This is a genomic window from Pseudothauera hydrothermalis (assembly GCF_003345255.1).
GTDB lineage: Bacteria > Pseudomonadota > Gammaproteobacteria > Burkholderiales > Rhodocyclaceae > Pseudothauera > Pseudothauera hydrothermalis.
Window position 1 is genome coordinate 1072601 of the sequence record NZ_CP029331.1, and the last position, 25948, is coordinate 1098548.

A 25948-nucleotide genomic window follows, 5' to 3' on the forward strand; every position below is an offset into this window, starting at 1 on the left:
CAATATGTCGGGCCTACACTGGCCCAGTCTAGCCCCAGGCAATGACTGTTCGATGACATCGTCGGCGTACTCCGGCGCCGATTTCTTCACCACTCATGGAGTTCGACATGCATCTGAAACGCCTTGCGAAACTCATCGTCGCTGGCAGCGTCGCCCTGGTGGCAGCGCTGCCCGCCCATGCAGAAAAGACTGTCCTCAATGTGTACACCGCGCTCGAAACCGATCAGTTGAAGGCTTACCAAGAAGCTTTCAACAAGTCGCATCCGGATATCGAGATCAAATGGACGCGCGACTCCACCGGCATCATCACCGCCAAGCTGCTGGCCGAAAAAGACAAACCGGTGGCCGATGTGATCATGGGGGTGGCCGCCTCCAGCATGGTGGTGTTCGACCGCGCAGGCATGCTCCAGCCCTATGCCCCGGCCAATCTGGATGCCATCGAGCCGCGCTTTCGCTCCGCTGCCAATCCGCCAAGCTGGGTCGGCATGGACGTTTGGGGCGCGGCGATCTGCTACAACGTGCCGGAGCGGGAAAAGCACAATCTGCCGCCGATCGAGAGCTGGAAGGATCTGCTCAGGCCCGAGTTCAAGGGCAAGGTGGTGATGCCCAATCCGAACTCGTCCGGCACGGGTTTTCTGGATGTGACCGCGTGGTTGCAGATCTTCGGTGAGCAAGAGGGCTGGGCGTTCATGGACAAGCTGCATGAAAACGTAGCGGTCTATACCCATTCTGGCTCCAAGCCGTGTGTGATGGCGGGCGCCGGGGAATTCCCGGTGGGCATTTCTTTTGAATATCGTGCCAACGCCATGCGTGAGAAGGGTGCGCCGATCGACATCGTCTTCCCGAAAGAGGGCATCGGCTGGGATGTCGAGGCCATTGCCATCGTCAAAGGCACGCCGCGTCTGGAAGCGGCCAAGAAGCTCGCCGATTGGGCGTCTTCGCGCGAGGCCAACGAGTTGTATGCGAAGAATTTTGCGGTGGTGGCCATTCCGGGCATTGCCAGCCGCTTGAAGCATATCCCGGAAGACTACCCGCAGCGTCTGGTCAAAAACGACTTCGAGTGGATGGGCCAGCACCGCGAGGCGATTCTGGCCGAGTGGCAAAAGCGCTACGCCAACAAATCCGAACCCAAGAAATAACCCACTGCGCGCAGCATGGCGGCCGGGTGCGGTGCGCCCGGCCATATTGCTGCGTGCAATACCCAACATGGCGCATCTGGACATTTTCCGCTTGACCAAACGTTACGGCCACTTCCTCGCCCTGGACGGCATCGATTTGTCGGTGGAACGTGGCGAATTCGTGGTGTTGCTCGGCCCTTCCGGGTGCGGCAAGACCACGCTGCTGCGGGCCATCGCCGGTCTGGACCATCAGGACAGCGGACGCATCGTACATGGCGGGCGCGACATCTCCCGCTTGCCCGCGGCCCAGCGCGACTACGGCATCGTGTTTCAGTCATACGCGCTGTTTCCCAATCTGACGGTTGCGCAAAACATTGCCTACGGACTGAAAAGCCGTCGCGTCGAGCGCGCCCGGATGCACCAACGGGTGGCGGAAATGCTGGAGCTGGTCGGCCTGCCGGGCATCGAACGGAAATACCCGGCGCAGCTATCCGGCGGGCAGCAGCAACGCGTGGCATTGGCTCGTGCGCTGGCTACTTCGCCCGATCTACTGTTGCTCGATGAACCTTTGTCGGCGCTCGATGCCATCGAGCGCGTCCGCCTGCGTGGCGAGCTTCGCCAACTGCAAAGGCGTCTGGGGGTGACCACGCTGATGGTCACTCACGACCAGGAAGAAGCGCTCGCCATGGCCGACCGGGTGGTGGTGATGCAGGCCGGTCGCATCCAACAGATTGGCGATCCGCAGACCATCTACCGTGCGCCGGGCAATGATTTCGTGGCCGATTTCATTGGCCGAGGCAACCTGTTGGAAGCCGATGCCTTGGGCAGCCAGCATATCCAGCTTGGCGATCATGTGCTGCGCTGTGCGCAAACCTTGCAGGCGCAGCGGCGCTATCGGTTCTATGTGCGGCCCGAAGACATCTGTCTGTTGGATGTGTTGGATCAGCGCGAAAACAGTTTTTACGCGCATGTGCTCAAGCAGGAGTTTCTGGGACCGTATTCGCTGGTGAGCTTGCGGGCCAATCTCGGGCAGGCTGCACCCTTGGTCGCCCAGTTTTCGAACAATTATCTGGCCGGGCGGCCGCTCAAACCGGGCGCCACTTTGCGCATAGCGATTCCGCCCGAGCATCTATACCGGATGCCGGATGTTGAGGCGGCTCACCGGGGCGCGGGCGCTGAGGCGGGGGCGACGCGGTGAGGGCGATGGCTGCTATTTTGGCCGCGCGCATCCAAGGCATAGGGGCCGGTGCGCCGGTGTCGGGTGGGTTGCTTCTGCTGGCGGCCGCTGCCCTGTGCGTTTTCTTGCTGTTTCCGCTCGCCGCCCTACTGGTGAGCAGCCTGCGGGACGACTCAGGTGCCCTCAGCCTGACCCGTTTTGCCGAGTTTGCCGCCACACCGGGGATGGGGCGCGCGGTCTGGAACACGGTCTGGATTGCCGCAGCGGTCACCGCCATCACCGTGCCGCTTGCCTTTTTGTATGCCTATGCGCTCGAGCGCGCCTGTCTGCCGCTGCGCGGAGTGTGGCGGATCATCGGGTTGTCGGCCTTGCTGGGGCCATCCTTGGTGGGGGCCATTGCCTTTATCCAGTGGTTCGGCACCCAGGGTGTGCTCAAGTCCTGGCTGGGTGAGACGTCGGTCTATGGGCCGCTGGGCATCGTCATGGCCACGGTCTATGCAAGTTTTCCGCATGCACTGATGATCCTGGTGGTGGCGCTGGCCAACGCCGATGCACGTTTGTTCGAAGCTGCCGATGCGCTTTCGGCTTCACGCAGGCGCAGGTTCCTGACCGTGACCCTGCCGGGCGCCAAATACGGCTTGATCAGTGCCGCGATGGTGGTGTTTGCCTACTCGGTCAGTGAATTCGGCATTCCCAAGGTAATCGGCGGCAATTATCCGGTCCTGGCGGTGGAGGTTTATGTCCAGGTGGTCGGTATGCACGATTTTGGCCGCGGTGCGGTGGTGGCGCTGCTGTTGCTGGCGCCGGCGCTGCTTGCTTTTTTTGTCGACGGCTATGCGCAGCGCCGTCAGCAGGCCAGCCTGACCGCCCGCGCCGTGCCCTATGTGCCGCGTCCGGATTGGCGGCGTGACTTGCCGCTGTTGGTCTATGTGGCGGCACTCGCGCTGGCGATGCTCGGTGTGCTGGGGATGGCGGCCTATAGCTCAGTGGTCACATTCTGGCCCTACAACCTGGAACTGAGCCTGCGGCATTACACCTTTGGGCTGGCCGAGGCGGGTGTGCTCGACGCCTATCTGAACAGCCTGCGGATTGCCTTGCTGACCGCGCTGTGTGGCACCCCTTTCATCTTCATCACCGCCTATCTTTTGGAGAAAACACCGGGCGCAGTGCCCGGTCTGCGGCCGGTGGTACGGGCGTTGGCCGCGCTCCCGATGGGCGTGCCTGGGTTGGTGTTGGGTATTGGTTACATTCTGTTCTTCAATCACCCAAGCAATCCGCTCGGCGGTCTGTATCACACCCTGGCGATCATGGTCATCGCCAACATCGTGCATTACTACACCGCCTGCCACTTGACCGCGGTGACCGCGCTCAAAAGCATCGACCGGGAATTCGAGGCGGTGTCCGCCTCGCTCAAAGTTCCGCTGTTGGTCACCTTCTGGCGGGTCACCCTGCCGGTATGTCTGCCGGCGGTGCTGGAGATTGCCCGTTACCTGTTCGTCAATGCCATGACCACGGTGTCGGCACTGGTTTTCCTCTACGCCCCGCATACGCTTCCGGCCGCAGTCTCCATTCTCAATCTGGATGAGGCCGGCGAAATCGGCCCGGCCGCCGCCATGGCCACGTTGATCGTGCTGACCACCGCGTTGGTCAGTTCGCTGCATGCGCTGGCGGGCCGTTTTCTACTGCGCCGGCATCAAGCCTGGCGAAACCCGAAACGTTGAATCTTGGAGTCATGATGTACTTACTTGACCGCGATCCGCTGTTGCTCACGCCAGGGCCGCTCACCACTTCGCTACGCACCAAACAAGCCATGTTGCACGACTGGGGCTCCTGGGACGCGGCGTTCAACCGCATGACCGGCGAGCTGTGCGAGCACATCGTCGCTCTGGCCAACGCCGCCGCCACCCATGTGTGCGTGCCCCTGCAAGGCTCGGGCACTTTTGCGGTGGAGGCGGCGCTGGGCACCCTGGTGCCGCGTCAAGGCAAAGTATTGGTGCCCAACAATGGCGCATATTGCGCGCGCATTCTGAAGATACTGACCTATTTGGGACGCCAGGCGGTTGAGCTGACGATACCCGAGGACCGCCCTGCCGATCCGGCGGCGATCGAGGCCGCGCTGACGGCCGATCCGGCCATTACCCATGTGGCCCAGGTCCATTGCGAAACCGGCACCGGCATCCTCAACCCCTTGCCGGACATCGCCGCGGCAGTGGCCCGACAAGGGCGCGCGCTGATCGTGGATGCGATGAGTTCGTTCGGCGCCATCGAGATCGATGCGCAGCGCATGCCTTTCGACGCCCTGATCGCCGCTTCAGGCAAATGCCTGGAGGGCGTGCCCGGCATGGGTTTCGTCATTGCGCGCCGCCAAGCCCTCGAGGCATCGGCCGGCAACGCGCATTCACTGGCCATGGATCTTTACGATCAGTGGGTGTATCTGCAGCGGACCACCCAATGGCGATTCACCCCGCCTACCCAAGTGGTGGCCGCGCTGCATCAGGCGCTGGCCCAGCACCGCGAAGAAGGCGGGGTTGCCGCCCGCCATGCGCGCTATGCGGCCAATTGCATGGCTTTGCGTGCCGGCATGCAGGCCCTGGGTTTGCGTCCGTTTTTGGATGAATGCGTGCAGGCGCCGGTGATCGTAACGTTTCATGCCCCTGCGCACCCGGCTTATGACTTCAAAAGGTTCTATGACGGCGTACGCTCGCGCGGCTTCATCATTTACCCTGGCAAACTGACCCAGGTCGAAACCTTCCGGATTGGCTGCATCGGAGCGCTGACGCCAGCCGATATCGAGAAAGTGGTGCATGCGGTCGGTGCCACGTTGCGGGACATGGGTATCGTGTCCGCGCATGCCAACCCTGTGGCGGTCACTCAGGAGCGCGTCTGAATGCAGGCAAAACTGGAAGCGGTCATTTTCGACTGGGCCGGCACGATTGTGGATTTTGGCTCTTTTGCGCCCACGCAGATTTTTGTCGACGCTTTCCGACTCGCTTTTGGCTTTGAGCTGAGCTTGGAGGAGGCGCGTGCGCCGATGGGGCTGGGAAAATGGCAGCACATCGAAGCGCTGGGGCGCGATCCGCAAATCGCTCAGCGCTGGCGCGCGCAGTTCGGTCGTGCGATGAGCAATGAGGACATCGATCACATCTACCAAACGTTTCTGCCGCTACAGGCCGAGCGTGTGGCGGCGCATGCGGATCTCATTCCCGGTGCGCTGGAGGTGGTCGACAACTTACGCCGGCGCGGGCTCAAGATCGGCTCCACCACCGGCTATCCGCGGCAGGTGATGGAAAAGCTGTGCCAGCTCGCCGCTGCGAACGGGTATGCACCCGACTGTGTGGTGTGCGCCGACGATTTGCCCGCCGGCTCGCGCCCCGGTCCGTGGATGGCCCTGCAATGCGTGCAGAATCTGGCCATTGGCGCAGTGTCGCATTGCGTCAAAGTGGATGACACGGCGCCGGGCATTGCCGAAGGGCGCAATGCGGGCATGTGGACGGTGGGAGTGACGCTATCGGGCAGCCCGGCCGGTTGGACGTTGCAAGATTTTCGCGCGGCCTTGCCGCAAGCGCAGGCGCGCATGCGTGCGCAGGTAGGCGCGCAGCTGCGAGCAGCCGGTGCGCATGAGCTGATCGATACGGTGGCTGATCTGCTGCCGGCGCTGGCACGCATCGAACAGCGCTTGGCGGCAGGCGAGCGGCCCTGAAAGCGCCGGCCTTCGACAGGCACCCGGCCGGACGGGCGCGCGGGCTGTACTGACTGGCTGTATCATCCCCCAGCCAGATCAAGACAGAGGCCCGCCCACGGCGATGCCTCGTAGGAGGGTGGGGACGCCGCATGCGCATCAAGTTCGATGGACTGGGTATCCGGGCCAAGCTTCTGTTGCTGTTTGTCGTCATCAAGGTCGTACCGCTGATTCTTTTGGCGCTGCTGGCCTGGGAGGGGGTTAGCCAACTGGGCGGTGGACTGGCGGAGCGGATTTCGACGCTGGCCGAGCAGGTGCGCAAAGCCGTGGCCGATATGGGTGATACCTTTGCCCAGGAGTCGATGGCTGCGCTCGACGAGCGGGCGCGGGAGGAACTCGAACGGCTGACCACCGATACCGCGCGCGCGATTGCAGATTTTTTGTATGACCGCGACCGCGATGTGCTGCTAGCGGCCCAATTGGCGCCAAGCGAGGAAAACTACCGGCTTTTCGTGGCCAACCGCTTTCGCAAGCTGGTCGATCAGGGCGAGTGGGGGCTTTCGCCAGATGGCACCGCATGGGTGCAGAAAGCGACCGTCCGCGCGGCCGATGCAGCGGTGGCGCCGGGCAATGCAGAAAACCGGCAGTCTTTCCATTACCGTCCGCCCGAGCGGGTGCTACGCACGGTGGAGACCCCGCTTTACCACGAGATCACCTTCGTGGGTTTGGATGGCCGGGAGCGCCTGAAGGTGTCGCAAACCGGCGTATTACCTGCCGACCTGCGCGACGTCTCCGACCCGGCCAACACCTGGTGCAAGGCAGAGACCTATTTTCAAGCCTTGCGCAAGCTCAAACCGGGTCAAATCTATGTATCGGAAGTGATCGGACCCTATGTGCCCTCGCGCATCATCGGCACGCTTACGCCGGAAAGAGCGCGCAGCCTGGGCATTGCCTTCGAACCGGAAAAGGAAGCCTACGCGGGGCGGGAAAACCCGCTCGGCAAGCGCTTCCAGGGCATCGTGCGATGGGCGACGCCGGTGACCCGTGATGGCCACATCATCGGCTATGTGACGCTGGCTCTGGACCACACCCATTTAATGAGTTTTACCGACCATCTGCTGCCCACTGCCGAGCGCTACAGCGCCATTGCCGACGCTGCCAACGGCAATTACGCGTTTATATGGGACCATCTGGATCGCAACATTGCCCATCCCCGGCACCACTCTATCGTCGGCTTCGATCCGCAAACCGGCGAGCGTGCGGTGCCGTGGCTGGAGCAAGGGCTCTACGACGCTTGGCAGCGCAGCGCGCTGCCATTGCGAGCCTTTCTGGACACGGTCAAGCCCTTCGATGCCCAGAGCCGCGAAAAGAAACCCGCGGCGGAGCTGACCCGCGCCGGGCTGCTGGGGCTCGAATGCCGGTATCTGAACTTTGCCCCGCAATGTCAGGGCTGGCACGATCTGACCCAGCATGGCGGCTCCGGCTCTTTCCTGATCCTTTGGTCCGGCGTGTGGAAACTGACCACCGCAGCGGCCATCCCGTATTACACCGGACAGTATGCCGACACGCCCCGAGGTTTCGGTTATGTCACCATCGGTGCCAACGTCGATGATTTCCACGAACCGGCGCGCAACACTGCGCGGCTCATTGGGCACAAAGTGGAGGCGTTCAGCGAGCGGGTCAAGCGTGAGCAGGCCGTCTTGCAGGCACTCATCGAAGGCGCGATGGCGCGCACGGCCATTAGTCTGAGCGCATCGACCCTGGTGATGGTGGTGCTGGTCATCGGCATCGCGATATGGCTGGCCTCGATGCTGACGCGACGGGTGACCGATATGACCGCCGGCCTGACCCGGATCGAAGCGGGTGATTTCGACTACCGTTTCCCGCAGGGAGGCAAGGATGAATTAGGCCGCCTGAATGAGGCGCTGAACAAAATGGCCGACAGTGTCAGCGAATCGTTCAAGCGGCTCGACGAGGCCCGCCGCCAGGCCGAGGACAACAGCCGCATGAAAAGCGATTTCGTCGCCAGCATGTCGCATGAGTTGCGCACGCCGCTCAATGGCATTTTGGGCTTTGCCGAATTGATCCGCGCCGATGCACCCAGCGATGACATTCGCGAACAGGCCGAGATCATCTACCACAGCGGCCAGCATTTGCTCGCACTGGTCAATGACATCCTTGACCTTGCCAAGATCGAGGCCGGTCAGATGAATCTGGCCGCGACCCCATTCGCCCTCAGGCCGCTATTGCAGCAACTGGCCGATTTGCACGGGCAGTCTGCGCGTCAGAAAGGGCTGACCTTGTCGGTCGAGTTTTCGCCCGATTTGCCCGACACCTGCATTGGCGATCCCACCCGGCTGCGTCAAGTGATCAACAATCTGCTCGGCAATGCGGTGAAGTTCACCCGTGAAGGCGGCATCGTATTCTCCGCGCGGGCACAAGACGGCCGCTTGGTGGTTGGGGTGCGCGATACCGGTCCGGGGATCGAGCCGGCATTACAAGAGGTGATCTTCGAGCGCTTTCGTCAGGCATCCGCATTCTCGACCCGCGAACATGGCGGCAGCGGTTTGGGATTGGCTCTGGTGCGGGAAGTCGTGGCGCTGATGGGCGGCGCGGTGCGGTTAGAATCCGCACCGCGGCAGGGCAGTTACTTTGAGTTTTGGGTGCCGCTGGTCATGCCGGAAAAACCGCAGCCAGGGAGCTCGACGTAATCGGCTTGACCAGAATGTCGTCAAAGCCGGCCTGTAGGATGCGCGTTTTCTCGCTTGCCATCGCGTGCGCGGTGTAAGCGATCACCCGTAGGCCGGCAAGCGCCGGATTGGCCCGGATTCGTCGGCAAACCTCCTCGCCATCCATGCCCGGCATGCTAATGTCGAGCAGCACGCAGTCAAACGACGCAGCCGCCAGACGCGCCAAAGCCGCGCCGCCACTTTCCGTTTCTTCGGTCTCCCAGCCGCGTTTTTTGAGCAACGCCACGGCAAGGCGGCGGTTGATTTCATTATCGTCGACGATGAGCACACGCTTCATGACTAAACCGGGAGAATAACGGGGCTTTGCAAACGACGTAGTTATAGCAGAACCGGCGCGAGCCCCTGAACCGAAAAACCCGTGCGATTGGCGCATCAAAGCAAAAAGCCGATTGCTTTTCGGCAATCGGCTTTTTGCTTTGGTATTTTGGTTGCGGGGGCAGGATTTGAACCTGCGACCTTCGGGTTATGAGCCCGACGAGCTGCCAGACTGCTCCACCCCGCGTCGGAGAAAGAAAACTATAGCCAGACCCAAAATCTGTGTCAAGAAAATTTTACGGCATGTGTTGGATCATGCTGAGCATATCTAGGGCCGGCAAGCGGTTCGACCTTGGTCGGTGGCGCGTTGGCCGCGCGCGGTGAGAGTTTCGGCCAGGGTCTGCAATACCCGCATCGGCGGCTGGTTTTTGGGCCGGATCATGCCGGTGGGCACCCGGGCGATGTCTGCCGGTAAGGGGGTGATTTGCAAAGCGGTGGCGTGCGCGGATTGTTCGATCACGCGCCGGGGGATCAAGGTCCAGCCCAAGCCGACCGAGACGCAACCCAAGATGCCTTCAAGAGTGCCGAATTCCATCACCTCGTTGAGCGGGTGGCCGATGCTGCGCTGCCAGGCCAGCGCGCGGGCTCGGTAGGCGCAGCCTTCACGAAAAAGGATCAGCGGCGCGCGCGCCGGGTCGGTACCGGGTACGGCTACATGTACTAGTTCTTCGAGCAGCACTTGATCAAAACTCAGGTCAGGGTGGTTGACCGGTCCGGCCACGAAAGCGCAGTCGAGTTTGTGCGCCAGTACTTTGTCGATGAGCGCGGCGCTGGTGTCGGTATATACCCGCACGTTCAGTTCCGGATAGCGGGCGCGCAAGTCGCGCAGTGCTGCCGGCAAATGCAAGGCGGTGAAGGTTTCCATGGCACCGATGCGTACATCGCCGACTGCCTCACCTGCCTGCCTGACCGCCTGGGTGGCTTGCCTTTCCAGTGCCAGCAACTGGCGCGCGTAGTCGAGCAGTACCCGTCCGGCGGGGGTGAGCGCAACGCCCCGACCAGCGCGGTAGAACAGTTCGGTTCCCAACTCCCCTTCCAGGCGACGGATGCGGTTGGTGACATTGGACTGCACCGTGTTGAGCTGGCCGGAAGCAGCAAGGATGCCGCCCGCGTCCGCCACGGCGACAAAGGTGCGCAGGGCGAGGAGTTCCATGATTTATCTCTATAGGAGATGGAATCGTTCTAAACAAATCGCTTGAGAAGATATGTGATTTCCCCCTATGGTGTCGACACTTGCACCAAAACCCGGAGGATAAAAACAAGGTGGACGGAGACAGACAACGCATGAAGGTGCTCGGCGCGGGCATTTTCAGCCTCATTCTGGCGCTGGGGGTCGCACGTTTTGCCTATACGCCGCTTTTGCCGCTGATGCAGGCGCAGGCCGGGCTGGGCTTGGCCGAGGCGGGCTGGTTGGCCGCGCTCAATTATGCTGGCTACCTCTTGGGTGCCTTGATTGCCGCGTCGATCGGCGATCTGGTGCTCAAAGACCGTCTTTACCGCATCGGCATGGTGGTGGCGGTGTTGAGCACGCTGGTCATGGGTTTGAGTACCGATCTTTTGGTGTGGGCACTGTCACGCTTCGTGGCCGGGCTGTCCAGCGCAGCGGCAATGTTGCTGGGCACCGGTTTGATTCTGAATTGGCTGATTCGTCACAACCATCGTAGCGAACTGGGTATTCACTTTGCCGGCATCGGTCTGGGCATCGCCGGTTGCGCCGCGGCGGTGGCTGTGATGAATCCTTGGCTGGATTGGCGTGGACAATGGTTTGTGTTTACCGCCATTGGCTGTGTGCTGCTGGTGCCAGCGCTGGCCTGGCTGCCAGCGCCCGATCCCAGCCCCTATACCAAGTCCGGTCAGATGATGCGCGACAATCCGCCCAGCACGCTGTTTCTGCGTCTGTTCATGGCGGCTTATTTTTGCGCCGGGGTGGGTTACGTGGTCAGCGCCACGTTCATCGTCGCTATCGTTGACCGCCTGCCGGGCCTGGCCGGGCAGGGCACGTGGACCTTTCTGGCGATCGGCCTGGCCGCGGCGCCTGCCTGCATTGTGTGGGACTTGATCGCCCGGCGCACTGGCGAACTCAACGCGTTGATCCTGGCTGCCGTGCTGCAGATCGTCGGCATTTTGCTGCCGCTCTCCGGCGGATTGGGCGGTGCGCTGGCCGGTGCGCTGTTGTTTGGCGGCACCTTCATCGGCATGGTGAGTCTGGTGCTCACCATGGCGGGGCGTTATTACCCCACGCGACCGGCAAAAATGATGGGCAAAATGACCGTCTCTTACGGTGCGGCGCAAATCATCGGTCCGGCGGTTACCGGCTGGTTGGCGGCTTCGCTGGGCGGCTATGCCGCCGGGCTGTACCTGGCCGCCGGTGTGATGGGGGTTGGCACCCTGCTGCTGATTGCACTCAAGTTCATCGAAGGTCGGGAAGGCGCGCCCGGCGTAGCCTGCGGCCCGACCTCGGGTTCAGGTTGCTAGCGACCATTCGCCCCGCAAGAGCGGTTGCAGGATGCGGGCGATCTCCACCACCTTGCCGATGACAATCAAAGACGGGGTGCGCAGGCCGGCGGTGCGCACCGCGTCGGCGAGCTTGCCCACCGGTGCGCTCACCATGCGCTGGCGCGGGGTGCTGGCCGCATGCACGACCGCAGCGGGCGTGTCCGCGGGCAGGCCGTGGGCGATCAGCTTGCTGCAGATGATCTCTAACGCGCCCAGGCCCATGTAAATCACCACGGTTTGGTGCGGCCGGGCGAGCGTCGTCCAGTCGAGATTCACGGTGCCGTCTTTGAGGTGACCGGTAGTAAACACCAGGGTCTGCGCACAGTCTCGGTGGGTGAGAGGGATGCCGGTACAGGCGGCCATGCCCGAGGCCGCGGTGACACCGGGCACGACTTCACAGTCGATGCCCGCCTCGATGAGCGCCTGCATTTCTTCGCCGCCACGCCCAAAAATGAACGGGTCGCCGCCCTTGAGCCGCACGACTTTGCGCCCCTGCTGGGCCAGCTCGATCAGGAGCCGGTTGATTTCCGTCTGGGGCAGCGCGTGCATGCCCGCTTCTTTACCGGCATAGATCCGTAAGGCGTCAGGGCTTGCAAGTTCGAGGATGCCGTCGCCAACCAAGTGATCATAGACGATCGCATCGGCTTGGGCGATTCGACGCACGGCACGCACGGTCAGCAGTTCGGCATCGCCCGGACCCGCACCGACCAGACTGACCTTCCCGGCGCGTGCGGGGCGGGCGGCACCGCGGGAGTCGTCCATGCTCGCTGCTACTGTGGCGCCCGTCGCAGTTGGGGCTAGCCCGCGGGTATCGAATTTCCCGCTTGCCAGTGAGACGGAAGGCCGATCGGTTTGCATCCTGCTGTCGGTCCAGAGGCAGGTGGCGCTGCTGGGGGGCCGGGCATTCATGGTCGTTCCTCTTGCCGAAAGCTCGGTACGGACTCTAGCAGCGCGGGTGCGTTGCTGAAATTGACACAAGTTAAAGACGCATTTTTCGTGGGGGAACAAAGTCCGCTCTGGCTGATAGAGGCCAACTCTGGCGATTTGTAGGGAGACCCACCATGCGATTCAAAGGTTTGATGAGTGCCATGGCGCTGGCAACGCTGCCGATGGCAATAAGCAACGCTTTTGCGACCGATGCGCCACCGCTGACCGATCAAGAGCGCGCGCAAGCCAAGCAGATCTATTTCGAGCGCTGTGCCGGCTGCCACGGTGTGCTGCGCAAAGGTGCGACAGGCAAGAACCTCGAGCCGCATTGGACCAAGACCCTGGCCGACGGAACAAAAATGGAAGGCGGCACTTTGAAGCTTGGTACTGAGCGTCTGGAAAAGATCATTGCCTACGGCACCGACGGCGGCATGGTCAACTATGACGATATCCTGACCAAGGAAGAAATTAATCTGATGGCGCGTTACATTCAACACACCCCGGATGTACCGCCCGAGTTTTCGCTCAAGGACATGGAAAACAGCTGGAAGCTAATCGTTCCGGTCGAAGAGCGTCCCAAGAAGCAGTTGAGCAAAATCAATCTGAAGAACGTTTTTGCGGTCACCTTGCGCGATACCGGCAAACTGGCGCTGATCGACGGCGACACCAAACAGATTTGGGATGTGCTCGACACCGGCTACGCGGTGCATATTTCTCGGCTGTCGGCTTCCGGCCGGTATGTCTATACCGTTGGGCGCGATGGTTTGGTGACGCTGATCGACCTGTGGTACGAAAAGCCCAAGACCGTGGCCACCATTCGTATGGGTTCGGATGCCCGCTCGGTGGATACCTCTAAGTTCAAGGGTTACGAAGACAAATACCTGGTTGGCGGCACCTATTGGCCGCCCCAGTTTTCGATCATGGACGGCGAGACCCTCAAGCCGCTCAAGATCGTGTCCACCCGCGGCATGACCGTGGATGGCGAATACCACCCAGAACCGCGCGTGGCCTCGATCGTGTCCTCGCACATCAAGCCCGAGTGGGTGATCAACGTCAAGGAAACCGGCATGATACTGCTGGTCGACTACACCGACATTGAAAACCTCAAGATCACTCAGATCGATTCGGCCAAGTTCCTGCACGACGGCGGCTGGGATGCTTCCAAGCGCTACTTCATGGTGGCGGCCAATGCCTCCAACAAAGTAGCTGCGGTCGACACCAAGACCGGCAAGCTCGCCGCCTTGGTCGACACCGCGAAGATTCCGCATCCGGGCCGGGGCGCGAACTTTACCCACAAGCAATTTGGTCCGGTATGGGCCACCGGCCATCTGGGGGCCGACGTGGTATCGCTGATCTCCACGCCCTCGGAAGACAAGAAAAACGCCAAGTTCAAGGAATACAACTGGAAAGTGGTGCAGGAACTGAAGATGCCGGGTGCGGGCAACCTGTTTGTCAAGACGCATCCGAAATCCCAGAACCTGTGGGCCGATGCGCCGATGAACCCAGAGCGCGAAATCGCCGAATCGGTGTACGTATTCGATCTCAATGATCTGTCCAAGGAACCCCGCCGTGTTGACGTGGCCAAGGATTCCGGCCTGCCGATGACCACCGCGATTCGTCGCGCCGTTCATCCGGAGTACAGCCAGGATGGTTCGGAAGTGTGGATTTCGCTTTGGGGTGGCAAGAAAGACCAGTCCGCCATCGTCGTCTATGACGACAAGACGCTCAAGCTCAAGAAGGTGATTACCGATCCCAGCATCGTAACGCCGACCGGCAAGTTCAACGTCTTCAACACCCAGTTCGACATTTACTGAGCGCCTCCGTCGGCCCGCACCCGTCGTCTGCAGAACACCGCGGCGGCGGGTGCGTCAGCCGTATCGATTGCCACTCGTGGGAAATGAAGACATGACCGAACAAAACGACAAAGCACGCGCCGGCCAGTCCGGTGGGTTGTTTACCCGGTTGCGTCAGCCCAGCGTGAAATATTCTCTCGGTGGGTTGTTGCTGACCGGTTTCATCGTCGGCGTCCTGTTCTGGGGCGGATTCAACACGGCGATGGAAGCCACCAACACGGAGAAATTCTGTATCTCCTGCCATGAGATGTATGACAACGTCTATCAGGAGTACAAGGAAACCATCCACTACTCCAACCGCACCGGGGTGCGGGCGGTGTGCGCCGATTGCCATGTGCCAAAGGACTGGACGCACAAGGTCATCCGCAAGATCCAGGCTTCGCGCGAGCTGTGGGGCAAGATCACCGGAACCATCGATACGCGCGAGAAGTTCGAAGCCAAACGTTTGACCTTGGCACGGCGCGAATGGGCACGGATGAAAGCGGTGGATTCCCGCGAGTGCCGTAACTGCCACAGCTTCGAGAGCATGAATACCGAGGCGCAGAAAAAACGCGCGGCCCGCCAGCATGAGATGGCGCGCGAAGACCGCATGACCTGCATCGACTGCCACAAGGGCATTGCGCACCACAAGCCCCAGGGCATGACCGAAGAAGACGAAGAGTGAACCCGGGGCCTTGGCCCCGTTCTACGGGAGATTCGAGATGAAAAAAACGACGATCGCCGGCGCGCTCGGCATGGTGTGCGCTTTCGGCTTTGGCCCCGTCCATGCGGCCCCGCCGGCCGACTGGAGCAAGGTTGCCGCCACCGAGATCACGCTGTTCTATCCGGGGGTGTCACCCCTGGAGTGGGTCACCAAGGGTACCGAGCACGGCGGCGCGCGCGCGCTGAAAAAGGGCGACACCTGTGCCGATTGCCACAGCGACGAAACCGCCAAGATGGGGCAGCTCATCGCCAGCGGGCAGAAAATCGAACCTGAGCCGATTGCCGGCAAGGCCGGCTTCATCCCGGTCAAGGTGCAGGCCGCCCACGATGGCGACACCCTGTACCTGCGCTTTTCCTGGAAGCAGCCCAAGGCTTCCGGCGCGGCCAAGATGGACGACAAAAACCCGATGAAGATTGCCGTCATGCTCGACCAGGGCAAGGTGACGATGGCCGACCAGGGCGGCTGCTGGGCAAGCTGTCATGCCGACTCCCGCACCATGCCGGGCGCGGCCGACAGTAAGAAAAAGTACGTCAAGGACGGCTCGCTCGCCGGTGGTGTGTTCTATGACCTGGTGCAGTGGCGCAGTGGTGAAAAGAAAGGCTTTGACGGCCATGTGGCCGACAGCCGTGTGATGGAAGGCGGCAAAGCCTTGGTCGCTGCCGAGGGCAAGCTCGACGGCGACACCTGGTCAGTGGTGTTCGCGCGCAAATTCGCCGGTGGCGAGGGCGACGTGACGCTGGCCGCAGGCAAGATCTACAACTTCGGCTTTGCCATTCATGACGATCACGCCGCCGGCCGCTTCCATCACGTCTCTTTGGGTTACAAGCTCGGCATCGACGCCAAGGCCGACATTACTGCGCTCAAGCAATGATCGATCGCCTTCCACCGTGGCCGCGCCGGACGGCAGTCAGTGTGCTGGTCCGGCCGCTGGCCGCCGCGTGCGCGCTGGCGCTAGCGCTGGGCGCACCCGGCGCCTTGGCGGCCGAGCATGAAGTCAGCATTGCCGACTATAAATTCCAACCGGCGGTATTGGAAATTCGACGAGGCGATACGGTCACCTGGATCAACAACGAAAAGCGCACCAGCCACTCGGTGGTGTTCGATGCCAGCGGCGAGGAATCCGAGCGCTTTTTCCCCGGCGAGCGTTGGTCTTACACCTTCGAAAAAACCGGGCAGTACACTTACCACTGTGGTCCGCACCCGGAGATGTCCGGCAAGGTCGTGGTGACCGAATAGAGCGCACGGCAAGGCATTGAGCAGCCTGGACGAGCGCACCGCCACGGCAGTGGCGCGTCACCGACCCACCGCCGGGCACCGGCACAGTCGCTGCGTCAAAAAGCACTCAGGCCAACCTTGAGTTGGCCTGAGTGCTTGATTTTGGTGCCGACAGTAGGAATCGAACCCACGACCTTCTGATTACAAATCAGCTGCTCTACCAGCTGAGCTATGCCGGCGCGGGGCGGATTATAGCCCAAGTACGGGCCGGTGCTGCCTGCATTGTTTGGTGTGCGCGGCCGCTGGCAAAAGCCGTGCTGGAGGCGGGCGGCGCAGCCAGCGGTTCCGGCGTGTTGATGCGGGTCAAGGTTTTTGGCCGCTGTCCGGTTCATCTTACCCAGCACCTTCAACGCATCGGGGTTTGTGTGATGAGACTTCCCCCTATCGTCCTGCATCTGGCGGTTCTGCTTGGCACCGCTTTCGTGGCCGCCTATGCGGCCGCTGCCGCCGATCCGCAGCCGGCCCCGAAGCTCGAGCGACAGCGCGAGCTGGTCAGTATGGTCCGCCAGGACTGCGGCGCCTGTCATGGGCTCACCCTGTCCGGTGGGCTGGGTCCGGCACTGCTGCCGGACACGCTGGCCGACAAGCCGCTGGATTCCATGGTGGCGACGGTCATGAACGGTCGCCCCGGCACTGCCATGCCCGGCTGGTCGCGCTTCATGGACGAGGCCGAAGCCGAGTGGATCGTGCGTGCCCTGGCCGCCGGCTTCCCGACCGACGGAGCCGGACAATGAAGCGCCTGCTACTTGCCGCCTCCGCCGCCTTGTTGCTCGCCGGCTGTGCGGCCACGCCGCCCTTACGTGGCACCGGCGATTTGGGCCTGGTCATCGAACGCTCCAGCGGTCGGGTAGCGGTGGTCTCGCACACCAGCCGCGAGCGCTTAGCTACCGTCTCCGGTCTGGGCGATTTGTCGCACGCCCATGTCACCTATTCGCGCGACGGGCGCTACGGCTACGTGTTCGGCCGCGATGGCGGGCTGACCAAGGTCGACCTGTTGCGCGGGCGCATTGAGCGTCGCGTGGTGCAGGCCGGCAACGCCATCGGCGGTTCGATCTCGCAAGACGGCCGCCTGGTGGTGGCGCAGAACTACCAGCCGGGCGGGCTCAAGGTGTTCGACGCCGACACCCTGGAGCTGCTCTCCGAGGTGCCCGCCGAGTACGCCCCCGGCCAGCGCTCCAAGGTGGTCGGTCTGGCCGACCTGCCCGGCCAGCGTTTTGCCTATGCGCTGTTCGACGCCGATGAAATTTGGGTCACCGATCTGTCCGACCCGCGCAATCCCAAGACTCAACGCTACCCTGCCGGCAGACAACCTTACGACGGACTGGTGACCCCGGACGGACGCTACTTCATTGCCGGCCTGTTCGGTGAGGATGGCTTGGCGCTGCTCGATACATGGCATCCTGAGCGCGGTGTGAGAAAAATTCTTGCCGGTTATGGCAAGGGCGAGGCGCCGCTGCCGGTGTACAAGATGCCGCATTTGCGCGGCTGGGCGGTGGCCGGCGGCCACGCCTACTTGCCGGCCATCGGTCGCCACGAGGTGCTGGTGGTCGATACCCGGACCTGGCAGCAAGTTGCCCGCATTCCGGTGCATAGCCAACCGGTCTTTGTCATGGCGCGCCCGGATGGTCGTCAGGTGTGGGTGAATTTCGCCTTTCCCGACAACGGCACGGTGCAGGTCATCGACACTGAATCCAAGGCGGTGATCGACACCCTCACCCCGGGGCGTGCGGTGCTGCACATGGAGTTCACCCCGCGCGGCGAGGCGGTGTGGCTGTCTGCGCGCGACGACAACAAGGTGGTGGTGGTCGATACCGACAGCCGCCGCACGCTCGCCGAACTGCCGGCCGCGCACCCCAGCGGCATCTTCTTTACCAGCCGCGCAGCGCGCATCGGATTCTGACTATGGACGAGGCCCGGCGCCTGCGCCTGCTCAACGAATGGCAGCACCGCTTTCCGCTGGTCGATCGGCCTTTTGCCGAACTCGGCCGCGTAGTGGGGCTGAGCGAGGACGAGGTGCTCGACGCTTTTCGCCTCTGGCAAGCCGAAGGGCTGGTGAGCCGTATCGGCCCGGTGGTGGCACCGCGCCGGGTGGGCGCCAGCGCGCTGGCCGCGCTGGCCGTGCCGTCCGAGCGCTTGGCCGAGGTGGCTGCACGGGTCAATGGACGACCAGAGGTCAATCACAATTACGAGCGCGAACACCATTTCAACCTGTGGTTTGTGCTCACCGCGGCCAGCGACGCCGCGCTGGATGCGGCAGTGGCGGCGGTTGCCACCGACACCGGCCTGCAGCCGGTGGTGCTGCCCATGGTCGAGGCCTATCACATCGACCTCGGTTTCGACCTGTGCGGCATTTCCGCCTACCGCTCCGGCCGCCGCGAGCCGCGGCCCGCTCGCCTGGCCGGCAGTCCGCCGTGTGCGCTGCCGGGCATCGAGCAGGGTCTGCTGCAGGCCCTGCAGCGCGGCCTGCCTATCGTGCCGCGGCCCTATGCGGTGCTGGGTGAGCGGATGGAGCTCTCCGGCGCGCTGGTGTGCGCCTTCATCGATGAATGGCTGGTTTGCGGTCTACTGCAGCGCTTCGGTGTGGTGGTGCGCCATCATGAGCTCGGCTACACCGCCAACGCCATGTGCGTGTGGGACGTGCCGGACGACAAGGTGGGCGAGATCGGCCGCTTGCTCGGCGGCGAGGCGCAGGTCACGCTGTGCTACCGCCGTCGCCGCGCGCTGCCGCAGTGGCGCTACAACCTGTTCTGCATGATCCACGGCAAGGCCCGCGACCAGGTGCTGGCCACCCGCGCGGGCATCGCCGAGCGCCTCGGGCTCGACCAATGGCCGCACGAGGTGCTGTTCAGCCGCCGCCGCTTCAAGCAACGCGGGGCCTGTTACCTGCCCGACCCGGAGTCGACCTATGTCTGAAGGACTGCCTGCGCCGCGCGAGCCGATCGACGACATTGACCGCCGCCTGATCAACAGCCTGCAAGGCGGCTTCCCGCTTACCCGCCGCCCCTATGGTGTGGTCGCCGAGCGCCTGGGGCTTGGCGAGGAGGAGGTCATTCGCCGCCTGCGTCGTCTGCTCGCCGACCGCGTGCTGACCCGCTTCGGGCCCATGTTCCAGATCGAGCGCGCCGGTGGTGCCTTTTGCCTTGCGGCCATGGAAGTACCTGAGGCCCGATGGGCGCAAGTGGTGGCTCAAGTCAATATGCGCCCGGAGGTGGCGCACAACTACCGCCGCGAACACCGCCTGAACATGTGGTTCGTGCTGGCCACCGAGACGCCCGAAGGGATTGGCCGCTGCGCGCAAGAGATCGAGCGCGATACCGGACTGGCGGTGCATCTGTTCCCCAAGGAGCGCGAGTACTTCGTCGGCATGAAACTGGAGGCCAGATGAGCGCCGGCGAGACCCGTGCCCCCGTTGTGCTGGACGACATCGACCGCAGCCTGATACGCGCCACCCAGGGAGGGCTGCCGCTGCTGCCCAAGCCCTACGAGGCGATTGCCGCGCGGTTGGGCATCGACGAGGGTGAGGTACGCCGCCGGCTGGCCGCGATGCTCGAATGCGGCGTGATCCGCCGCATCGGCGCAGTACCCAACCACTACGCTCTGGGCTATACCGCCAACGGCATGAGCGTGTGGGACGTGGACGATGCGGCCATCGATGCCGCCGGCGAGCGCGTCGGCGCGCTGCCTTTTGTCACCCATTGTTATCGCCGTCCACGCCGCCTGCCGGACTGGCCTTACAACCTGTTTGCCATGGTGCACGGCACCAGCCGCGAGGAAGTGATGGCGCATGTGGACGAGATTCGCGCCTTGCTTGCGCACCAGGTACCGGGCGCTTTGCGCGGCAGCGACGTGTTGTTTTCCACCGCCATTCTGAAAAAAACCGGGTTGCGGTTGCGGGATTGATGCGGATCATTTTGCTGAGGCAACCCGGCGGTTGTAATGCTGACACAGAGGCGATTGCACCTTGCATCGCGCAAAGACGCCAAGCCAGGCAAACCGATCCTACCAAAAGACCGTCCATGTTTCGCATCTCCCAGTTCATCCGCGAACTCGACCATCCGGTCGCCCCCGGCCCGCGCCGTAACCCGCCCGGCCCGGTGGTGATCTGGAACCTGATCCGGCGCTGCAACCTCACCTGCAAGCACTGTTACTCGATCTCGGCGGACACCGACTTCGCCGGCGAGCTGACGACCGACGAGGTGTACCGCGTCATGGACGATCTCAAGGCTTTCCGGGTGCCGGTGCTGATCCTCTCCGGCGGCGAACCGCTGCTGCGCCCGGACATCTTCGAGATCGGCCAGCGTGCCAAGGACATGGGTTTTTACGTCGGGCTGTCTACCAACGGTACGCTGATCGGACAGCACAACATCGACGCCATTGCCGCGGTGGGTTTCGATTATGTGGGCGTGAGCCTGGATGGCATCGGCGCCACCCATGACCGTTTCCGGCGCATGGCCGGCGCCTTCGACGCCTCGCTGGCCGGCATCCGTTTGTGTCAGGAACGCGGTCTCAAGGTGGGCGTGCGCTACACCATGACCGAGGACAACGCCCATGACCTGCCCGGCCTGCTACGCCTGATCGAGGACTGTGGCATCGACAAGTTCTATTTCTCGCATCTGAACTACGCTGGGCGCGGCAACAAATACCGTGCCGACGACGCCCGCCACCAGACCACCCGGCGGGCCATGGATCTGTTGTTCGAGACCTGTTTGGACCGTCAGCGGCGCGGCTTGGGGCATGAGTTCGTTACCGGCAATAACGACGCCGACGGTATCTACCTGATGCACTGGGTAGCAAGGCGTTTCCCCCAGCATCTCGAACGTGTCACCGCCAGGCTACGCCAATGGGGTGGCAATGCCAGCGGGGTGAACGTGGCCAATATCGACAACCTTGGCGTGGTACATCCGGACACCATGTGGTGGCATGAGTCGCTTGGCAATGTGCGCGAGCGGCCGTTTTCCGCCATCTGGAGCGATCTGTCCAACCCGCTGATCGCGGACCTGCGCCAGCATCCGCGCGCCTTGCGCGGGCGCTGCGGCCAGTGTGCCTGGCTGGATATCTGCAACGGCAGCTCACGGGTGCGCGCCGCGCAGATCACCGGAGACCTATGGGCTGAAGACCCCGGCTGTTATCTCACCGACCAGGAGATCGGCTTGGCCGAAGGCGCGGCCGGCGAGCGCGTGCGCACCACGCCCTACATTGCGCTGCGGCGCGAACCCGTCCACACGGTGACCCGATGACGACCAACGACGACAAGCCCGACACCGGCTACAAGAAGCTCAGCGACTACATGCCACGCCCGCTCGAACCCTGGGTGGAAGAAAGTGACGAGCGCGATATCGCGCCACCCGAGCCTTCATCCACCAAGATGCCCTCGCACGCCCGTAAGGTCATCGCGCTGGCGCTGGCGCTGGTCTGGCTGGGGCTGGCCATGCTGCTGGCCTTTGCGCCTTCGCACGCGCAGGCGGCCGATACGGCCCCTGCCGGGGCCGCCAGCCACTACCGGCAGCATTGCGCCGCCTGCCATGGCGCCGACCGCCTGGGCGGTATGGGACCGGCGCTGCTGCCGGAAAACCTCTCCCGGCTGCGCAAGGCAGACGCAGCGCAGGTGGTGCGCGACGGGCGCGTCGCCACCCAGATGCCACCTTTCGGTGCGACGCTGTCGGCCGATCAGATCGCAGCCCTGATCGACTGGATTTACACCCCGGTGGTGCCCGCGCCGCGCTGGAGTGAGGCCGACATCCGGGCCTCGCGCATCCAGCACATGGACCCCGCTACCCTGGCCGACCGTCCGGTGTTCGACGCCGATCCGCTCAACCTCTTCCTGGTGGTGGAGGCGGGCGACCATCATGTGTCGGTGCTCGACGGCGACCGTCTCGAGCCCATCCACCGCTTCCCCAGCCGCCACGCGCTGCATGGCGGGCCCAAGTTCGCCCAGGGCGGACGCTATGTGTACTTCGGATCGCGCGATGGCTGGATCACCAAGTACGATCTGTGGAATCTGAAAGTTGTGGCCGAGGTGCGCGCCGGCATCAACACCCGCAACGTCGCGGTGTCGCCCGACGGCAGCCATGTGGCGGTGGCCAACTACCTGCCCCACACCCTGGTGTTGCTCGACGGCGACCTGAATCTGCTCAAGTCCATCGAAGTCACCGACCGCGACGGCAGGCGCAGTTCGCGTGTGTCCGCGGTCTATGAGGCCAGCCCGCGCCAGTCCTTCGTCGCGGCGCTCAAAGACGTGCCCGAAGTCTGGGAAATCAGCTACACCCGCGCGGTGGAAGACATTCCGGTGGGCTTCATTCACGATTTCAAGCAGCGCGAAGGTGAATTCATCCCGGGCTATCTGAATCCGCGCCGCACCCAGCTCGAAGACGTGCTGGATGACTTTTTCTTCACCCAGGACTACTCGGAACTGATGGGTGCTTCCCGCGAAGGTCGCGGCCAAGTGGTCAATCTGGATGTGCGCAAAAAGGTGGCCGACCTGCCGCTGGACGGTATGCCGCATCTGGGCTCGGGCATTACCTGGATCTGGCAAGGTCGTCGGGTCATGGCCAGCACCAACCTCAAGCTGGCCGAGGTGACCGTGATCGATCTGGACTCCTGGCAAGTGCTGCGCCGCATTCCCATTCGCGGCCCCGGTTTTTTCCTGCGCAGTCACCAAAACAGCCGCTATGCCTTCGTCGATTCGATGATGAGCCCGCAGGCCAAGCATCTACTGCAAGTGATCGATAAGGAAACCCTTGAGGTGGTGCGCGAGATCGCCGGCCAGCCCGGGCGCACGCTCGCCCATGTGGAATTCACCCGTGATGGCCGCTACGCCCTGGCCAGCATCTGGGAGGATGACGGCGCGGTGGTGGTGTATGACGCGCAAACCCTGCAAGAGGTCAAGCGCCTGCCGATGAAAAAACCGGTAGGCAAATACAACGTGTGGAACAAGATCACCCGGGAAGAGGGCACCAGCCACTGAAGAGGTCCCGATAGGGCGTAAGCCGGCGTGCCCTCGGTGTGCCCCGGGAATGTGCGTCAGCTCAGGCTCTTGCGCAGCCGGCAGATGTCCGGGATGTGGATGGTGCGGCCTTCCACGGTGATCAGCCCGCTGTCGATCAGCTCGTGCAGGATGCGCGAAAAGTGCTCCTGGGTGAGGTTGAGCCGTGAGGCGATGGTCCCCTTGTTGGTAGGTAGGCGCACCGATACTGGGCCACAGGGCGTGCCTTCGCCGTTCATTTCATCTTCCCGCAGCAAGTAGCCGATGATGCGTTCGCGCCCGGAGCGCAGCGAGTAGGTTTCCAGATCGGCGATCAAGTGATGAAGGCGCTGGGCCAAGCCGGCAATGATCTTGCGGCAAAACAGCGGATCGCGGGCCATTTCCTCGAAGACCACTTGCTTGGCAATGTGCAGCAAGGCGCAGTCGGTCAGTGCCTGGGCCATGACCACATAGGGTTTGTCCATGAACATCACCGCCTCGCCGAAGGTCTGCCCGGCGCGGAGAATTTCCACCACTTTTTCGTGACCGTCGACGGAGACGAAGGCCAGTTTGATCTGTCCGCTGAGAATCAGATGGAAACCTTGGCAGGGGTCGCCCTTGTGGAACAGCACTTGGCCTTTGTCCACTTTTTGCTCGCGCACGCCACGAGCGAAGCGGGCAATTTCTTCTTGTGCCAAGCCGTTGAACAGCGGCGCCTGGGTGAGCAACTGGGCGATGCGCTCGGTCTGCGGGTTGAGCGGCCGCGCATTGGGCTGCGGCTTGTCGTGTTCGGAGACAAACATCATCGAGCAGGGCGTGTCGTGCCGGTTCATCGCTTCACCTCGTCAGTTGGGCGTAGAACAGCGGAAGGCGGGCGGGAAGTTCCTCCGGTTTGCGAATTACCGCAAAGCCGGCGGGGCCAAAAATATGGGGCAAGTAACCGGCGCCTTCGCGGTCAATGGTGACGCAAAAAGGGCTCAGCCCGGCGCGGCGGGCTTCCATCACCGCCATGCGGGTGTCTTCGATGCCGTAGCGGCCGTCGTAGAGATCCAGATCGTTGGGTTTGCCGTCTGAGAGAATGAGCAGAATGCGCCGGCTGGCGCCGTGCTTTTGCAGCAACCGTGAGCTGTGGCGAATGGCAGCGCCCAGGCGGGTGTAGTAGCCCGGCTTGATTGTCATGATGCGGCCGCGGATGCGGTCGTCGAAGCCTTCGTCGAAATCCTTCAGACGGTGATAGCGCACCCTGCTGCGCTTGATCGAAGAAAACCCAGCCAGTGCGAAGGCGTCGCCCGTAGCCCCCAGAGCTTCGCCAAAAAGCAGCAAGGCGTCGCGGATGACGTCGATCACACGCGCCTCTGAAGAAACCCAGGTGTCGGTCGATAGCGACAGATCGGCCAGCACCAGACAGGCCAGGTCGCGCTCGCGCTTTTCCAGCGACAGGTAGAGTTGTTCGGACGGATGGCGGCCGCAGGCGCGGTCGGTTTGTGCGCGCACCGCGGCATCCAGGTCCAGCTCGGTGCCTTCGGCCTGAGCTTTGATCCAGCGCCGGCCGGGGGCCAGCGCGGCAAACTGCTGGTGCAGGCGGCGCGCGGTGCGTTTGAGCGCTGTGGGCAGCGCACAGGGCGGGGCATGACGGGCGGCCATCTCGGTCAGGCGCACGTGGTCGTCCAGCAGGCGCTGCTTGCGATAGTCCCACTCCGGCAGCGGAATGCCGTCACCGAGCACTACGTCGTCTTCGGCCGCTGAGGGAAGATCGAGGTCAAAGCGCACTTTGGACGCCACACGGTCGGTGTTTTCGGCCAGCGCGAGCTGGTCGAGGTCGCGCGCCGCTTCCGCGGCGTTGGGGTCGGGCTCGTCGTCGGTGGGGCGGTTGATCTTGAGAAACTCGGTGACCGCCAACAAACTTTCGGCGCGAAACACCATCATCAGGCCGTTTTTTTCTTGCGGCAGGTCGACCCGTTCCGCGCGGTGGGCGTGGCGCTCGGGGTCTTCGGGCGGCGGGCCGCCGGTAGAGGGGTTGTTGACATCGTTGGTCGCCGTGCGGGTGAGCGCTGCGGGGCCGGCTGCGTGACCGTCCAACCACAACAACACCGGGGCGGCAGGAGGGGTGCCGGGCGGTACTGCTGGCAGTGCGGCAACACTGCCGGGTTCGCGCAGCGCGGCGACGATGGCTTCTTCGCGCACACGCTCAGGCTGCGGCAGCTTGGCGGCTTTGAGTCGGCGCGGCACATAGGCGTCGACCAGCCGGCGGTAACGCGCCACCACGCCCGGCCAGGTGTCGAGCGCGGCCAGCACTGCACGTTGATGGCGCTGGAATTCGGTTTCGTCGGTCGAGCCGGGAGGCAAGTGCTGATGCGCGGCAGCCAGCGCGGCCAGCCATAGATAGAGGTCACGGTTGAGCGCGCGCTCGGGGAAGAAGTCGATGACCGGTGGCAGGCGCAGGGTCAGCTCATCCAAGCGTGGGTGTGCAGCGCGGTCGCCCACGCCGGCAATGCGGGCGATCAGGCCGCGGCGTGCGGTGTGCGGATCGATCGTGGCGGCGGCCACGCGCAAACCGGGATCGCCGCCGAGCGCGCGGAAGAATACCCCGGCGGTGCGCTCGACTTCCCTCAAGCGCACCGCGGCGGCCGGGTAGCTCACCCCGGCGGCGCGGGTAATCAGACGGTGCCAGAGTTTGCCGACGGCCTCTTCCAT

At 63.2% G+C, this 25948-nt stretch carries 23 protein-coding genes and 2 tRNA genes; 18 read left to right on the forward strand and 7 right to left on the reverse strand.

Annotated features, from left to right (window positions below):
* Positions 1-107: 107 nt before the first annotated feature.
* The 6 genes from DIE29_RS05240 (at position 108) to DIE29_RS05265 (ending at position 8685) form a co-directional block, all read left to right on the forward strand.
* Positions 108-1139 (forward strand): putative 2-aminoethylphosphonate ABC transporter substrate-binding protein, encoded by a 1032-nt coding sequence (locus DIE29_RS05240; RefSeq protein ID WP_102043223.1) that lies wholly within the window; start codon positions 108-110, stop codon positions 1137-1139.
* 67 nt (positions 1140-1206) lie between these two features.
* Entirely contained in the window at positions 1207-2316 is a 1110-nt protein-coding gene (locus DIE29_RS05245) for a putative 2-aminoethylphosphonate ABC transporter ATP-binding protein (RefSeq protein WP_102042075.1), read from the forward strand.
* 5 nt (positions 2317-2321) lie between these two features.
* Positions 2322-4016, forward strand: a complete 1695-nt coding sequence (locus tag DIE29_RS05250) for a putative 2-aminoethylphosphonate ABC transporter permease subunit (RefSeq protein WP_102042074.1) — start codon at positions 2322-2324, stop codon at positions 4014-4016.
* Positions 4017-4027: 11 nt separating this feature from the next.
* Positions 4028-5182 (forward strand): 2-aminoethylphosphonate--pyruvate transaminase, encoded by a 1155-nt coding sequence (locus DIE29_RS05255; protein ID WP_205409783.1) that lies wholly within the window; start codon positions 4028-4030, stop codon positions 5180-5182.
* On the forward strand, positions 5183-5995 hold the full coding sequence (phnX, locus tag DIE29_RS05260) for a phosphonoacetaldehyde hydrolase (protein WP_108080321.1): 813 nt from the start codon (positions 5183-5185) through the stop codon (positions 5993-5995). It begins immediately after the preceding gene.
* 131 nt (positions 5996-6126) lie between these two features.
* Positions 6127-8685 (forward strand): sensor histidine kinase, encoded by a 2559-nt coding sequence (locus tag DIE29_RS05265; protein WP_114649410.1) that lies wholly within the window; start codon positions 6127-6129, stop codon positions 8683-8685.
* On the opposite strand, the gene DIE29_RS05270 is transcribed toward DIE29_RS05265, so the two are convergent.
* The 3 genes from DIE29_RS05270 to DIE29_RS05280 all read right to left on the reverse strand — a co-directional run bounded on the left by DIE29_RS05270 (position 8648) and on the right by DIE29_RS05280 (position 10192).
* Positions 8648-9127, reverse strand: coding sequence for a response regulator (locus DIE29_RS05270; RefSeq protein ID WP_237269515.1), 480 nt, complete (start codon positions 9125-9127; stop codon positions 8648-8650). The genes DIE29_RS05265 and DIE29_RS05270 overlap by 38 nt on opposite strands.
* Before the next feature lie 22 nt (positions 9128-9149).
* Positions 9150-9226, reverse strand: a tRNA-Met gene (locus DIE29_RS05275).
* Positions 9227-9307: 81 nt separating this feature from the next.
* Positions 9308-10192 (reverse strand): LysR family transcriptional regulator, encoded by an 885-nt coding sequence (locus tag DIE29_RS05280; RefSeq protein ID WP_114649412.1) that lies wholly within the window; start codon positions 10190-10192, stop codon positions 9308-9310.
* 131 nt (positions 10193-10323) lie between these two features.
* On the opposite strand from DIE29_RS05280, the gene DIE29_RS05285 reads away from it, so the two are divergent.
* The gene (locus DIE29_RS05285; protein ID WP_418333290.1) at positions 10324-11514 is read left to right on the forward strand and encodes a YbfB/YjiJ family MFS transporter; all 1191 of its coding nucleotides are present in this window, start codon (positions 10324-10326) and stop codon (positions 11512-11514) included.
* Here DIE29_RS05285 and cobA read toward each other — a convergent pair.
* A complete protein-coding gene (gene cobA / locus DIE29_RS05290) occupies positions 11503-12297 on the reverse strand; it encodes a uroporphyrinogen-III C-methyltransferase (RefSeq protein ID WP_237269516.1) in 795 nt (264 codons plus the stop codon). The genes DIE29_RS05285 and cobA overlap by 12 nt on opposite strands.
* A gap of 299 nt (positions 12298-12596) precedes the next feature.
* Here cobA and DIE29_RS05295 point away from each other — a divergent pair, with 299 nt between their 5' ends.
* From DIE29_RS05295 to DIE29_RS05310, 4 genes are all read left to right on the forward strand, one after another.
* Positions 12597-14276: a cytochrome D1 domain-containing protein gene (locus DIE29_RS05295; RefSeq protein ID WP_102042068.1), complete on the forward strand. Its 1680-nt coding sequence runs from the start codon at positions 12597-12599 to the stop codon at positions 14274-14276.
* A gap of 91 nt (positions 14277-14367) precedes the next feature.
* Positions 14368-14979, forward strand: coding sequence for a NapC/NirT family cytochrome c (locus tag DIE29_RS05300; protein ID WP_102042067.1), 612 nt, complete (start codon positions 14368-14370; stop codon positions 14977-14979).
* A 37-nt stretch (positions 14980-15016) separates the two neighbouring features.
* Positions 15017-15889, forward strand: a complete 873-nt coding sequence (locus DIE29_RS05305; protein ID WP_102042066.1) for an ethylbenzene dehydrogenase-related protein — start codon at positions 15017-15019, stop codon at positions 15887-15889.
* Complete coding sequence (locus DIE29_RS05310) at positions 15886-16254, forward strand: cupredoxin domain-containing protein (RefSeq protein ID WP_102042065.1); 369 nt, start codon at positions 15886-15888, stop codon at positions 16252-16254. The genes DIE29_RS05305 and DIE29_RS05310 overlap by 4 nt, the downstream gene beginning before the upstream one ends.
* A 142-nt stretch (positions 16255-16396) precedes the next feature.
* On the opposite strand, the gene DIE29_RS05315 is transcribed toward DIE29_RS05310, so the two are convergent.
* Positions 16397-16472: transfer RNA gene (locus DIE29_RS05315), tRNA-Thr, on the reverse strand.
* A 189-nt stretch (positions 16473-16661) separates the two neighbouring features.
* On the opposite strand from DIE29_RS05315, the gene DIE29_RS05320 reads away from it, so the two are divergent.
* The 7 genes from DIE29_RS05320 (at position 16662) to DIE29_RS05350 (ending at position 23257) form a co-directional block, all read left to right on the forward strand.
* Entirely contained in the window at positions 16662-17027 is a 366-nt protein-coding gene (locus DIE29_RS05320) for a c-type cytochrome (protein ID WP_102042064.1), read from the forward strand.
* On the forward strand, positions 17024-18193 hold the full coding sequence (locus DIE29_RS05325; protein WP_102042063.1) for a cytochrome D1 domain-containing protein: 1170 nt from the start codon (positions 17024-17026) through the stop codon (positions 18191-18193). Before DIE29_RS05320 ends, DIE29_RS05325 begins: the two co-directional genes overlap by 4 nt.
* Positions 18194-18195: 2 nt before the next feature.
* Positions 18196-19206 (forward strand): siroheme decarboxylase subunit beta, encoded by a 1011-nt coding sequence (ahbB, locus tag DIE29_RS05330; RefSeq protein ID WP_108080319.1) that lies wholly within the window; start codon positions 18196-18198, stop codon positions 19204-19206.
* Entirely contained in the window at positions 19199-19678 is a 480-nt protein-coding gene (locus tag DIE29_RS05335) for an Lrp/AsnC family transcriptional regulator (protein ID WP_102042061.1), read from the forward strand. The genes ahbB (DIE29_RS05330) and DIE29_RS05335 overlap by 8 nt, the downstream gene beginning before the upstream one ends.
* Complete coding sequence (ahbB, locus tag DIE29_RS05340; protein ID WP_114649414.1) at positions 19675-20193, forward strand: siroheme decarboxylase subunit beta; 519 nt, start codon at positions 19675-19677, stop codon at positions 20191-20193. Before DIE29_RS05335 ends, ahbB (DIE29_RS05340) begins: the two co-directional genes overlap by 4 nt.
* Positions 20194-20309: 116 nt before the next feature.
* Positions 20310-21530: a heme d1 biosynthesis radical SAM protein NirJ gene (gene nirJ / locus DIE29_RS05345; RefSeq protein ID WP_102042059.1), complete on the forward strand. Its 1221-nt coding sequence runs from the start codon at positions 20310-20312 to the stop codon at positions 21528-21530.
* 191 nt (positions 21531-21721) lie between these two features.
* Positions 21722-23257 carry a nitrite reductase gene (locus tag DIE29_RS05350; RefSeq protein ID WP_418333301.1) on the forward strand — a complete coding sequence of 512 codons (1536 nt, stop codon included), beginning with the start codon at positions 21722-21724 and terminating at the stop codon, positions 23255-23257.
* 56 nt (positions 23258-23313) lie between these two features.
* On the opposite strand, the gene DIE29_RS05355 is transcribed toward DIE29_RS05350, so the two are convergent.
* Positions 23314-24057 (reverse strand): Crp/Fnr family transcriptional regulator, encoded by a 744-nt coding sequence (locus DIE29_RS05355; RefSeq protein WP_108081086.1) that lies wholly within the window; start codon positions 24055-24057, stop codon positions 23314-23316.
* Between the two features lie 34 nt (positions 24058-24091).
* The gene (locus tag DIE29_RS05360) at positions 24092-25948 is read right to left on the reverse strand and encodes a nitric oxide reductase activation protein NorD (RefSeq protein WP_114649415.1); all 1857 of its coding nucleotides are present in this window, start codon (positions 25946-25948) and stop codon (positions 24092-24094) included.